The organism is Mesoterricola sp. MK458 (assembly GCF_055384935.1).
In genome coordinates this window covers 19,422-32,056 of the sequence record NZ_AP045075.1, presented here as the reverse complement: position 1 = coordinate 32,056, position 12,635 = coordinate 19,422, and the positions used below count along the sequence as shown (strand labels likewise).

General features: G+C 69.8%; 7 protein-coding genes. 4 read left to right on the top strand and 3 right to left on the bottom strand.

Annotated elements, in window-relative coordinates:
* Positions 1-128 precede the first annotated feature (128 nt).
* Both ACZ5LB_RS00120 and ACZ5LB_RS00115 read left to right on the top strand, forming a co-directional pair.
* Positions 129-2,093, top strand: coding sequence for a thioredoxin domain-containing protein (locus ACZ5LB_RS00120; RefSeq protein WP_464604135.1), 1,965 nt, complete (start codon positions 129-131; stop codon positions 2,091-2,093).
* Positions 2,094-2,169: 76 nt separating this feature from the next.
* On the top strand, positions 2,170-4,212 hold the full coding sequence (locus ACZ5LB_RS00115) for a protein kinase domain-containing protein (RefSeq protein WP_464604134.1): 2,043 nt from the start codon (positions 2,170-2,172) through the stop codon (positions 4,210-4,212).
* A 91-nt stretch (positions 4,213-4,303) separates the two neighbouring features.
* On the opposite strand, the gene ACZ5LB_RS00110 is transcribed toward ACZ5LB_RS00115, so the two are convergent.
* Positions 4,304-5,554 (bottom strand): trans-sulfuration enzyme family protein, encoded by a 1,251-nt coding sequence (locus tag ACZ5LB_RS00110; RefSeq protein ID WP_464604133.1) that lies wholly within the window; start codon positions 5,552-5,554, stop codon positions 4,304-4,306.
* A gap of 100 nt (positions 5,555-5,654) precedes the next feature.
* The gene (locus ACZ5LB_RS00105; protein WP_464604132.1) at positions 5,655-6,938 is read right to left on the bottom strand and encodes an arginine deiminase; all 1,284 of its coding nucleotides are present in this window, start codon (positions 6,936-6,938) and stop codon (positions 5,655-5,657) included.
* Between the two features lie 157 nt (positions 6,939-7,095).
* On the opposite strand from ACZ5LB_RS00105, the gene ACZ5LB_RS00100 reads away from it, so the two are divergent.
* Positions 7,096-7,677 (top strand): peroxiredoxin, encoded by a 582-nt coding sequence (locus tag ACZ5LB_RS00100; RefSeq protein ID WP_464604131.1) that lies wholly within the window; start codon positions 7,096-7,098, stop codon positions 7,675-7,677.
* 51 nt (positions 7,678-7,728) lie between these two features.
* Here the strand turns inward: ACZ5LB_RS00100 and ACZ5LB_RS00095 are convergent, their stop codons facing one another.
* On the bottom strand, positions 7,729-10,527 hold the full coding sequence (locus ACZ5LB_RS00095) for a DUF748 domain-containing protein (RefSeq protein WP_464604130.1): 2,799 nt from the start codon (positions 10,525-10,527) through the stop codon (positions 7,729-7,731).
* A 185-nt stretch (positions 10,528-10,712) separates the two neighbouring features.
* Here ACZ5LB_RS00095 and ACZ5LB_RS00090 point away from each other — a divergent pair, with 185 nt between their 5' ends.
* A complete protein-coding gene (locus ACZ5LB_RS00090; protein WP_464604129.1) occupies positions 10,713-12,050 on the top strand; it encodes a cyclic 2,3-diphosphoglycerate synthase in 1,338 nt (445 codons plus the stop codon).
* The last annotated feature ends 585 nt before the right edge of the window (positions 12,051-12,635 follow it).

The following is a 12,635-nucleotide window of genomic DNA, read 5'->3' as shown; positions in this document are numbered from 1 at the left end:
TCCCAAAGACAGGCAGAGCCATCCCAGCGTGGGATGAACCCATGATCTTAGCGCCAAAGCGGCTGGGACTCAATGGAAAGCCAAGAGACTCACGATCCGTGCCAGAATGTCGACTTCCGGAGTCGACAATGGCCAACCGCCTCGCCCACGCCACCAGCCCCTACCTTCTCCAGCATGCCCACAATCCCGTGGAATGGAACCCCTGGGATGCGGAGGCCCTGGAACGGGCCCGGGCCGAGGACAAGCCCATCTTCCTCAGCATCGGCTACAGCGCCTGCCACTGGTGCCACGTGATGGAGCGGGAATCCTTCGAGGACCCGGCGGTGGCCGCGGTGCTCAACGCCCGCTTCATCCCCATCAAGGTGGACCGGGAGGAGCGCCCGGACCTGGACGACCTCTACATGGGCGCCGTGCAGGCCATCACCGGCCGGGGCGGCTGGCCCATGAGCGTCTGGCTCACGCCGGACCTCAAGCCCTTCTATGGGGGGACGTACTACCCCCCCACGCCCCGCCACGGCCTGCCGGCCTTCCTGCAGCTCCTGGAGAGCATCGCCCGCGCCTGGACGGACCAGCGTTCGGACCTGGAGGGCGACGCCGCGAGCCTCCTGGCCGCCCTGGACCGGGACCCGGCCCCCGCCACGGCCCTGCCCACCCGGGACCCGGTCCGCGGGGCCCTGGAGACCCTGGAGCGCAGCTTCGACCCCACCTGGGGCGGCTTCGGCCCGGCCCCCAAGTTCCCGCAGCCCACAGGCCTGGAGCTGCTGTTGCGCCACGGGTCCCCCGCCGACCGGGCCCGGGGCCTCAAGACCCTGGACGCCATGGCCGAAGGCGGGATCTTCGACCACCTGGGCGGCGGCTTCGCGCGCTACAGCGTGGACGCCAAGTGGCTGGTGCCCCACTTCGAGAAGATGCTCTACGACAACGCCCTGCTGGCCCCCTGCTACCTGGAGGCCTTCCAGCTCACCGGCGAGCCCCGGCACCGGGACACCGCCGTGGCCACCCTGGACTACCTGCTCCGGGACCTGCGGGATCCCTCGGGGGGCTTCCACTCCAGCGAGGACGCCGACAGCGAGGGGGAGGAAGGGCGGTTCTATGTCTTCACCCCCGAGGAGATCGAAGGGATCCTCGGCCCGGACGCCGGGCGCTTCTGCCGGGCCTACGGCGTCACCCCCCAGGGCTGCTTCGAGCACGGCACCAGCGTCCTGCACCGCTTCGAGGCCCGGGACGCCCCGGTGGACGACGCCCTGCGGGCCCGGGTGCTGGCCTACCGGAACACCCGGGTACGCCCCGGGAAGGACGACAAGGTGCTGGCGGCCTGGAACGGGCTGGCCCTCACCGCCTTCGCCCGCGGCTACCAGGTGCTGGGCGAGGCCCGGTACCTGGAGGCGGCCGGAACCCTGGCGGACTTCCTTCACGCCGAGCTGTGGCGCGACGGGGAGCTCCTGCGCACCTGGCGCCGGGGCCGGGGGCACACGCCCGGCTTCCTGGAGGACTACGGCGCCGTGGCCTGCGGCCTGGTGGACCTGTACGAGGCCGGATTCGACGCCCGGCGCCTGCGGTGGGCCTTCGACCTGGGTGAGATTCTTCTGGAGCGGTTCCAGGACCCCGCCGGGGGGTTCTACGCGAGCACGCGCCGCCCGGACCTCCTGGTGCGGCAGAAACCCTTCCAGGACGGCGCGGTGCCCTCGGGCAACACCCTTGCGGCCCGGGCCCTCCTGGCCCTGGGCCGGCACTTCGATCACGCCCCCTTCCGCCAGGCCGCCGAAGGCGCCCTGCGGGCCGCGGCCCCCCTCCTGGAACGGGCCCCGGCGGCGGTGACGGGCATGGCGGGCGTCCTGGCCTCGGCCCTGGATCCCGGCCCGGAACTGGTCATCGCCGGGGACCCCGCGGACCCCCGGGTGCGGGCCCTGGTGGACCGGGCCCACCGGGCTCGGCGGGTGGCCGGGGTGCTGTCCCTGGCGGCGGCCGACCCCACCCTGCCCCTCCACCGGGACCGGACCTCCACGGAACCGGCCGCCTTCCTCTGCCGGAACGGCACCTGCCTGGCCCCCCTCACGGATCCGGACCAGCTGACGGACGTGTTGACAATTTAATGAATGGCACCTACTTTTGGACGTCGCCGGATTCATGACCCTAACGGTCATCTAAGTGCCGGCCCGGGAGTCGGCCATGGCCCAACCCAGCACCCGTCCCGATTGGGTCGAGACCGGAAAGAAGGACGGACGCTACGTGCTGGGCCCCCTCCTGGGACACGGCGGCATGGGCGACGTGGTCGAGGCCTGGGACACCCTCCTGGGGCGCGTGGTGGCCCTGAAGATCCTCAACCACCTGGAACCCGCGGCCATGGTGCGCTTCATGCACGAAGCCCAGCTCCAGGCCAAGCTCGAGCACCCCAACATCTGCCGGATCTACGACATCGAGGCCCACGAGGGCGTGCCCCGCATCGCCATGCAGCTGGTGCGGGGCCCCACGCTGGAGGACGCCACCAACGACCTGGAACTGGATGAGATCGTGGCCCTCATCGCCCAGGTGGCGGAGACCCTGGAGGATGCCCACCGCCACGGCCTCATCCACCGGGACATCAAGCCGGGCAACATCCTCCTCGATCCCCTTCCCGAGGGGGGCTGGAAGCCCATCCTCTGCGACTTCGGGCTGGCCCTGCACGTGGACGCCTCCGTCCTCACCCTGCCCAACGCCCTCACCGGAACCCCCGCCTACATGGCCCCGGAGCAGGTGCGGGGCGACCGCAGGCACATCGGGCCCGCTACGGACGTGTACGCCCTGGGCGGCACCCTCTACTTCCTCCTGGTGGGCCGCCCCCCCTGCGTCACCACCGTCACCAAGGAGATGCTCAAGGTCAAGAAGGAGCGCCGGTTCCCCATGCCCCGGGCCCTGGAGCCGTCCATCCCCCCGGCGCTGGAGGCCATCCTCCTGCGCTGCCTCGCCCCCGCCCCCCCGGAGCGCTACCCCACCATGGAGGCCCTGGCCGCCGACCTGTGGGGGTTCCTGGGCCGGGTTCCCAGGCGGCCGCCCTGGTCCTGGCGGCCCCTGGCCGCCGCGGCGGCCCTGGTCCTGGCGGCGGGCCTGGGCGGCCTGGCCTGGCAGCGGGCCGCGGCCCAGAAACGCACCGCCGAACGGATATTCCGGGCGGCCCAGGAAGCGAACAACCTCATGACCGGCCTGCGGTTCGAGCAGGAAAAGCCCCTCCACGACACCCGGAGCGCCCTGGCGCGCATCCGAACCGCCAAGGAGACCGCCGCGGCCCCCGCCGACGACCCCGCCCTGGCCCTGGTGCGGGGCACCGCGGACTACTGCCTTGACGACCTGCCCGCGGCCCGGGCCGAACTGGAGAAGGCCTACGCCCGGGGGGCGGCTCTTCCCGAGACCGCCTACCTCCTGGGCGTGGTCTGCGCCCGCCAGTCCCTCGACCTGGAGCAGGAGCCCACCCAGCGGGGGCAGGCCGCCCCCGCGGAACTGCGGGCCCAGGCCCAGGCCTGGTTCCGCAAGGCCCGCGGGTTGAGCGGGGACCGGGAAGCCTTCGCCCTGGCCCTCCAGGCCCTCCTCGCCAACGACCTGCCGGGGGCCCTGGCCCACTGCCGCGCGGCCGAGAAAGCGAATCCCTGGCTGCGGGAGGCCGCCGCCCTGGGTTCCCGGTGCCTGTCCCGCCTGGCCCGCACCCATCTGGCAGGCGGGGACGACGCCGCCGCGGCCACCGCCTACCGCGAGGCGCTCCGCTGGGCGGAGGACGCCGCGCGGCAGGCCCAGAGCGACGCCGGGCTCCGCCATGCGGCCCTGGTGGCCGCCCTGGGCCTGGCCGAACTGGACCGGGCCCGGGGCCAGCTCGCCCCGGAGACCCTCCAGCAGCTGGGCGCCCGGGCCGATCAGGGCCTTCTCATCAACCCCGACGGCGGCACGGCCCAGGCGGACTGGATCGCCGTTCAGTGCCTGGCCGCGCGGGACCTGGCCGACGCGGGCCGCGATCCCAAGCCCACGCTGGACCGCGCCCTGGCCTTCTTCTGGACCCGCACCCGTCCCCCGGCCCTGCAGGCCGCCCAGCGGATGTTGAACAGCCTGGCCACGGAGCGGGCCCGGGTGCAGGCGGCCCTGCCCAGGGCCCTCCGGGTTACGGCAGAAAACACCGTCTTGTCACCGTCCCCCGGCGGCCTAGATTGGGTGCAGGGTAGAAACAAGTCGCTCTCCCCTTCAACCTGAGGCCGTCTAAGAACGAGCCCCTTCCCCAGCGACGGCGATCCGGAAACCGCCCGCTGGCGAGACCCCAAAGCACCCTCTTTAGGGTGCTTTTTCAGATCCGGGCCAGGGCCTGGGCCAGGTCGGCGATGAGGTCCTGGGCGTCCTCCAGGCCCACCGACATGCGGATCATGTTGTCCGTGATGCCGGCCTGGGCCTTCTCGGCGGGCGTCATGTCCGAATGGGTCATGGAGGAGGGGTGCTCGATCAGGCTCTCGATGCCCCCCAGGCTCACGGCCAGCTTCATGTGCTCCACGGCGTCGAGCACCTTGAAGGCCTCGGCTTCGCCGCCCTTCACGCAGAAGGCGATGAGGCTCCCGGTGCCGGTGCATTGGTCCTTCCAGAGGGCCGTCTGGGCCTCGCCCATGGCCGGGCTGCCGGGATAGGCCACGCTCTGGACCTTGGGGTGGGTGAGCAGGAAGTCCACGATGCGCCGGGCACTGGCCTGCTGCTGCTCCATGCGCAGCTGGAGCGTGCCCAGGGAGCGCTGGATGAGCCAGGCGGTGTCGGGATCGGAATTGGACCCCAGGATGGTGCGCATGACCTTGATCTGGCCCACCAGGTCGGCGCTGCCCATGGCCACGCCCGCCACCAGGTCGGAATGGCCGCCCAGGAACTTCGTGGCGGAGTAGACGATCACGTCCGCGCCCAGGGAGAGGGGCTTGCTGAAGATGGGACCCATGAAGGTGTTGTCCACCACCACCAGGATCCGGTGGTCCTCGCGGGAGTATTCGGCCGCCAGTTCCGCGGCGCCCCGGATGTCGGACAGCATCATCGTGGGGTTGGCGGGGGACTCGATGTAGATGACCTTCACCGTGGGGTCGTTCTTGACCAGGCGCTCCAGTTCCTCCCGGGGCGTTCCGGCGGGGAACGGAATGGTGCGGATGTTGAACTGGGGCAGCACGCGGCGGAAGAAGAACTCGGTGCCGCCGTACACGGGGTCCGAGAAGAGCAGCGTGTCGCCGGGCTTCAGGAACGCCAGGCAGGTGCTGGAGATGGCGCCCATGCCCGAGGAGAAGAGGGCGGCGGCCTCGGCGCCGTCCCACACCACGACCTTGTCCTCGAGGATCTCGCTGTTGGGGTTGTTCACCCGGGTGTAGATGAGGGCCGGGCTCTCGCCGGCCTTGGGGCAGTCCAAGCCGTAGGCGATCTCGAAGGCGCGCTTGCCTTCGGCGGCGGTCTTGAAGATGAACGTGGAGGTGCGGAACACCGGCGGCACGGCCGCGCCTTCGGAGCGCTGGGGATCGTACCCGTGGGAGAAGATGCGGGTCTGCGGCTTGACGCCGGGGATGTCCTGGACGGTCATGGGGGCTCCGGATGCTGGCAGGTTGATTATGAATCCCCCGGCGGCCAGGGAGGGTGTCGCAGGTCACACCTTGGACCGGGATCCGGCTCCCGCGTCCCCCTCAGACCCGGGCCAGGGGCATGGTCATGCACCGCGGCCCCCCCCGGGCCCGGCTCAGTTCGGCGCTTTCGAGCATCACGGCCCACTTGCCGCCGTCCAGGAGGTCGATGGACGGATCGGCGATGAGGTCCCGGGCCATGAGGATCCGGTAGCCCGCGTTGGCCAGCTCATCGGCGGTGGCGTGGTTGCGGCTGTACATGACGATCACCCCCGGGGCCAGGCAGAAGGCGTTGGCGCCGTCGGTCCACTGCTCCCGCTGCTGCATGATGTAGTTGTCCCCGCCGCAGCGGATGGGCTCCAGGTCGATGCCCACGCCCTGCAGGGCACGCAGCAGGTTGGGCACCACGGTGGTCTGCAGCGCCTTGTGGCGCAGGTCGAACTTCACGACGTTGAGCAGCTCGCGGCTGTGGTCGGTGAAGTAGGGCGGGTAGATCAGGCACTCCCCCTCGCTCACGCGGGTGAAGATGGTGTCCAGGTGCATGGCGCTCCGCACCTTGGGCATGAGCACCATGAGCAGGGTGTCGAAGGACAGGTCCTGGCGGCGCAGGCTCTCGGCCAGCATGTGCACCGCGTCGGCGGAGGTGCGCTCGCTGCACCCCACCGCCAGCACCTTGTCCGAGAGCACCAGGGTGTCCCCGCCCTCCAGGCTCTGCGGCATGCGGATCTCGCCCTTGAGCAGCGGCGTGAGCTGGTCGAAGAGCCGGTCCGATTCCTGCAGGTGGCGCAGGCGGGGGTGGTGGCGGAAGACGTAGCTGAGGATCAGCGGCTCGCGCTCCCGGGCCCAGGTGGCCATGAAGTTGATGTTGTACCCCCGGCCCACCACCGCGGCGGGATCGCGCATGAACAGGAGGTTCGGGATGGGGCGCACGGTGTAGTCGAAGCGCTTCTGCCAGTGGGTGTGGGCCAGGGTGTCGTCCCAGGGAATGCCCGTGATCACCGCCCGGGCCACGTCCCCGGGGGCCATGGCGCGCAGGAGGTTGGCGGATTCGTCGGGCATGTCCACCAGGCGCCTGAAGTCCTCGATGAAGGCCAGCTTCACCCCTTCGGAGTCCAGGGACTCCACGAAGAGGTCCTGGATATCCAGCACCTCCTCGGCCACCCGCGCCAGCACCTTCCGGAACACCTCGTGCTCCGCGCGGGCCAGGTCCCCGTAGAGGATGTCGTCGAAGAGAAGCTCCTCCATCATGTCGGGAACCATCATGTCCACTTCGGGACCGGGCTTGTGGACGACCACCTGGCGGAGGCGGGAGATTTCGGAAAAAATCGACACTTCGATGGCTGGCATGCGTTCCTCGAAAAACCGCAAATGGGGAGGTTGAGGGTAACCTGGATGGGCCTTCACCGATAGTTTACCGGATCGGTCATATTTCCCTTGCCCCGGGGGGCGCCGGCGTCGTACGCTGGGGTTTCACCGCCTATCGAAACCCTTTATGGAGGCCATCATGGCTGCTTTCGTGACCCAACCCGCCCCCGACTTCAAGGCCACCGCCCTCGTGAACGGCGAGTTCAAGGAAATCACCCTGAGCCAGTTCAAGGGCAAGAAGGTCGTGCTGTTCTTCTACCCCCTGGACTTCACCTTCGTGTGCCCCACCGAGATCCTGGCCTTCTCCGAGGCCGCCAAGGAATTCGCCGCCCGCGACACCCAGGTGCTGGGCGTGAGCGTCGATTCCCACTTCAGCCACTGGGCCTGGGCGAACACCGAGGTCGCCAACGGCGGCATCAAGGGCGTCACCTTCCCCCTGGTCTCCGACCTCTCCAAGTCCATCGCCTCCGACTACAACGTCCTGCTCCCCGGCGGCATCGCCCTGCGCGGCCTGTTCCTGGTGGACGAGGCGGGCATCCTGCGCCACATCACCGTCAACGACCTGCCCCTGGGCCGCAACGTGGAGGAGGTGCTCCGCGTGGTGGACGCCCTGGACTTCCACACCAAGCACGGCGAGGTCTGCCCCGCCAACTGGAAGAAGGGCGACAAGGCCATGAAGCCCACCCAGGAAGGCCTGCGCGAGTACGCGGCCTCCCACTAGCCGAACCGAACCCTCGCGACGGGGCCCATGCGGGCCCCGTCGCGCGTACGGTCACTTCAGCTCGAAGTAGACGCGGCTTCCGCCTTCCTTGCGGGCCCGCTCCCCGCCGTCCACGATGAAGACCCGGTCCTCGGCCACCTTCCCGGAAGCCAGCACGTGGTCCCGGGCGGCCTGCACCCGGCGCCGGGCCAGGAGCCGCAGGGCGGCCTCGTCCACCTGGATGCGGCCCAGGAGCTTCGCCTCCATGTCGGCCGGGGTCTCGGGCGCGGCCTTGGGATCCTTGCCTTCCTTGGCGTCCTTGGCGTCCTTGGGGGGCGGGAAGGCCAGGAGGTAGGCGGCGCGCAGGAACTTCTCCCGCTCCCCGGGGGCCAGGGGCTGGCCCTTGAGCCGGGCCAGGGAGGCCTCCAGTTCCGCCCGCTTCAGGGCGGGCACGTCGGCCTCGGCGGAGGTGCCCTCCATTTCCAGGCGCAGGCCGGGGCGCTCGTACAGGCCCTTTTCCAGGGTCTCCAGCACCTTGGTGCCCTGGGCGTCCAGGGCGTCGGCCCCGGGCTCGAAGGAGAGCAGGCTGAGGTCCGCGTCGCCCCCGCCGAAGGCCTTGCCGATGAGCGAGAACGGCGAGGTGGCGATCTTGGCGAAGACGTTGACGATGGCCCGCCAGATGACCCGGCCCAGCTTGAAGTCGGGGGCGTCCAGATCCCCGCGCACGGGCACGTCCAGGTCGATGACGCCGTGGCGGTCCCGCAGCAGGGCCAGGCCCAGCTTCACGGGGACGTGCATGGCCTCGGGGCTCTCCACCGCCCCGCCCAGGGTGAACTGGTCCATGCGGATGCGGTTCTCCGCCAGGAGCTTGCGGTCCTGGATGAGGTACTTCATGTCCAGCTCCAGCTTGCCCTTCTCGATGGCGTAGCCCACGTAGCGGCCCGCGTAGGGGCTCAGGGGCGACAGGTCCATGCCGCCCATCACCAGGGCCAGGTCGCTGTAGGCGGCCTGGGACAGGAGGTTGACGGTGCCCCTGGCGGTGAAGGGCGCGGCGCCGTCCACCAGGGCCTTCAGTTCCATGGAGGCCCGGGACCCGGGGTCCGAGGAGAGCCGCCCCACCTGGCCGTCGATGTGGTCCAGGGAAAGGGCCACCACCGGCTGCAGGCTCCGGTCCAGGAAGGTGAAGGAGCCCCCCTTGAACCGGAAGGCGCCGATCTCGGCCTTCACGGGCGCTGCGGGGGCGGCGGCGGGGGCCGCGGGGGGGGCGTCCGCCGGCGCCGCGGGAGCCGCGGCGGTGCGCACGAACCGGAAGGCGGGGCGGTCCCAGTCCACGGATCCCAGGGACACGGACGCCGGGGTCGAGGCGGCCTTGATGCCGGCCACCCGCAGGGCCTCCCAGGCCACCTCGGCGGCGCCCGAGGCCGCCTTGAAGCCGTCCACCCGGGCCTGGCCCTGGAAGGCGTACTTCTCCGCGGGCAGGTCGAAATCCGCATGCCCGGACAGGCCCAGGCGCCCCGAGGCCAGGGTGGCGCCGGGTGCCGCGTAGCCGTCCAGGGGCGCCAGGTCCAGGTCGTCCACCTTGAGGTCCAGCGCGCCGGCGGACTTGAGCGGGGCCGCGCTGCCCGCGGCGTGGACGCGGCCGCGCCCGTTCCACCGCAGGTCCAGGTCCACGTCGCACCGCCGCGCGGGATCCATGCTGAACTTCCGCACGGTCAGGGCGATCTGGTCCAGGGCCAGGTCCACGGGGCGCCTGGGCACCAGGTCCCGGAACGCCACGGACTGGTTCTCCACGCGCAGTTCGTCCAGATCGAAGGTGAAGGGCTCGTCCTTCTTCGGCTTGGGGGGCACGCGGGGGGTGGCCATGCGCATGAGGTTGATGCTGCCGGCGGCGTTGCGCTCAACCTTGAGCCGGCCGTTGCGCACGGCCAGCGAGGCCACGCGGACCTTGGATTCCAGGAGATCGGCTTCCAGGCCCTGGAGCCGCACCTCGGCCAGGTCCACGGCAGATCCGGGAACGCCGGTCTCTCCCAGGGAGAGGTTGTCCAGCCCCGCCTCGCCCCGGTGGAGGCGCACAGCGTGGCTGCCTTCGCCCCACTGGAACTCGTAGTCGGCCTTCAGCCCCAGGGTGCCCGTGAGCAGCTCCACCCCGGTCTGGTCGCGGTAGTAGGGGGCGTACTTCGGCAGGTGGAGGCCGCTGACGAAGAAGCTGCCCTGGCTGCGCAGGGGCTCCACGAAGAAGTGGCCGCGCCACCCGAAGGTCTCGCCCCGTTCGGTGCGCCCCGTGAAGGCGTAGGGGTTGTTGTTGTCGGGCTTCAGGCGGAAGTTGTCCAGGTCGAGGCTGAGGGGGCCCAGGGCGGTGGTGAAGGCCGGGGTCGTGGACCGGTCCGCGAAGTCCACCCGGGCGCCCACCACGGTGAGCTTGTGGATGCGGATGTCCGGAAGGGACCCGGCGGGCTTGGCGGGCTCCGGGGACGGCGCCAGCAGGTCCTGGAACGTGGGGTTGCCCGATTTGTCCAGCACCACCTGGGCGTGGAAGCCCTCCAGGCGGATCTCCTGGAAGACCGGGGCCAGGCGGAACACGGTCGCGGTGCCCAGGTTCACGTAGAGCCGGTCCCAGGCCAGCAGGTCCGAGCCGTCCTTGTCCTTCACCCGGAACCCGTCGAGGGTGACCGACAGGGCGAAGGGATTGACCCGCACCCGGGCCACCGTCACCTCCCGGTGGAGGGCCGGCGCCAGGCGCCTGGGCAGTTGCGCCCGGATCAGGGCGGGGGCCAGGAGGAACCCCACCGCCGCATAGAGGACGACCAGGAGAGCGAGGATCTGGACCCACCGCCGCCCAAAGACCTTGCGGATCAATGTCGATGCGTTCATGGGCCAAGCCTAGCACTTTTCCGGCCGGCCATATCCTCCCGATCCGGTCACCTATATCAAAAGTCACGAAGGGTGTGACAAACCGGTTTAAAGGGCTAACATTTCCGCATAACCATGGTCCCGAGACCATGACTACCCATTTCGGGTGTGTCGGTAATTCGGTCGACCCACAAAGGGAGAATTGAATGTCCACCCCGCGTCGTGTCGTCATCCTGGGAGCCGCTGGCCGCGACTTCCACAACTTCAACACCGTGTACCGCGACAACCCCGACTACCGGGTCGTCGCGTTCACCGCCACCCAGATCCCCGGGATCGACGAGCGGATCTACCCCGCCGTCCTGGCCGGGAAGCTCTACCCCGCCGGCATCCCCATCGTCCCCGAGCAGGAGCTGGAACAGATCGTCAAGCGCGACAAGCCCGATGTGGCCGTGTTCTCCTACTCCGACGTGACCCACGAGTACGTCGGCCACATGGCCAGCCGCTGCATCGCGATGGGCCTGGACTTCGAACTGCTGGGCGCCGACAAGACCATGATCAAGTCCAAGGTCCCGGTCATCGCCATCACCGCGGTCCGCACCGGCGCGGGCAAGAGCCAGACCACCCGCTACATCTCCAACATCCTCAAGGCCCTGGGCAAGAAGGTCGTGGCGATCCGGCACCCCATGCCCTACGGCGACCTCGCGAAGCAGGCCTGCCAGCGCTTCGCCACCTACAGCGACCTGGATCTGCATGAGTGCACCATCGAGGAGCGGGAGGAGTACGAGCCCCACATCGACAACGGCTTCATCATCTATTCCGGCGTCGACTACGAGCAGATCATCCGCAGCGCCGAGAAGGAAGCCGACGTGATCCTGTGGGACGGCGGCAACAACGACCTGCCCTTCTACGCCTCCGACCTGCACATCGTCATCGCCGATCCCCTCCGCGCGGGCCACGAGTCCATCTACCACCCCGGCGAGGCCAACTTCCGCATGGCCCACGTCATCGTCATCAACAAGTGCGACAGCGCCAAGGAAGAGGACATCAAGTCCATCGAGGCCGCCGCGGCCCGCCTCAACCCCAAGGCCGTGGTCATCCGCGCCACCTCGCCCGTGACCTGCGAGAAGCCCGAGCTGGTCAAGGGGAAGAAGGCCCTCATCATCGAGGACGGCCCGACCCTCACCCACGGCTCCATGAGCTACGGCGCCGGCGTCGTCGCCGCCAAGGCCGTGGGCGTCGGCACCATCGTCGATCCCACCCCCTACGCCGTGAAGTCCATCGCCGCCACCTACGCCAAGTATCCCAACGCCCGGGGCATCCTCCCCGCCATGGGCTACGGCGTCGAGCAGGTCGCCGACCTCGAGCGCACCATCGAAGCCACCCCCTGCGACGTGGTGGTCTCCGCCACGCCCATCGACATCACCCGCGTCCTGAAGGTGTCCAAGCCCATGGTGCGCGTGGCCTATGAGCTGGCCGAAGTGAAGCCCGGCCAGCTGGCCGAGCAGGTCAAGGCCGCCGTGAAGGCCGCTGCGGCCGCGCACTAGCCTCCGGCTCCCCCCCCTCCGCCCCCACCGCTTCCGAAAGCCGTACCGCGGCTACCGAAAGGGGTGGGGGCGGATGATGTAACCCACCAGGGTGGGTCGATCAAATCACCGAATCCATTTGGTTCCATTGGGTCGTACCGGCAACCGCGCGTAAAAATCCCGTACGCTGAGTGCGCCGAGGCGCAGAGTTACGCCGAGGTGGCTTCGCAACTCGTTGCGCCGACCCATGCCGCCCAGGCCCTGCCCGCTATCGCGGGCCGCGTCGCTGCCGCGACGCGAGACAGGGGGCGCAGGTCCTTCCGCATGCAAGCCTGAGGAAGAACCTGCGCCCCCTGTCTTGGACGGGCCTGGGCTCGACGCATCGGATGCCGGGAGCTTGGACAAGGCGCTGACTGGAGACACCATGTACAGGCGAGCCCACATCCATTTCACGCCAAGCCCATCATCGGGACCTCCTTCCGGGAAGGTTCCCTGACTTGGCTTCCGAACCGATTCCTGCGCCCAGACCCGTCCAAGGCAGGGGGCGCTGGCCCGCCACAGGCTCGCATGCGGAAGGGCCAGCGCCCCCTGCCGCCCGCAGCGTAG

Coding starts and splice junctions, on each gene's coding strand:
- ACZ5LB_RS00120 (WP_464604135.1), top strand. CDS start 129: ATGGCCAACCGCCTCGCCCACGCCACCAGCCCCTACCTTCTCCAGCAT.
- ACZ5LB_RS00115 (WP_464604134.1), top strand. CDS start 2,170: ATGGCCCAACCCAGCACCCGTCCCGATTGGGTCGAGACCGGAAAGAAG.
- ACZ5LB_RS00110 (WP_464604133.1), bottom strand. CDS start 5,554: ATGACCGTCCAGGACATCCCCGGCGTCAAGCCGCAGACCCGCATCTTC.
- ACZ5LB_RS00105 (WP_464604132.1), bottom strand. CDS start 6,938: ATGCCAGCCATCGAAGTGTCGATTTTTTCCGAAATCTCCCGCCTCCGC.
- ACZ5LB_RS00100 (WP_464604131.1), top strand. CDS start 7,096: ATGGCTGCTTTCGTGACCCAACCCGCCCCCGACTTCAAGGCCACCGCC.
- ACZ5LB_RS00095 (WP_464604130.1), bottom strand. CDS start 10,527: ATGAACGCATCGACATTGATCCGCAAGGTCTTTGGGCGGCGGTGGGTC.
- ACZ5LB_RS00090 (WP_464604129.1), top strand. CDS start 10,713: ATGTCCACCCCGCGTCGTGTCGTCATCCTGGGAGCCGCTGGCCGCGAC.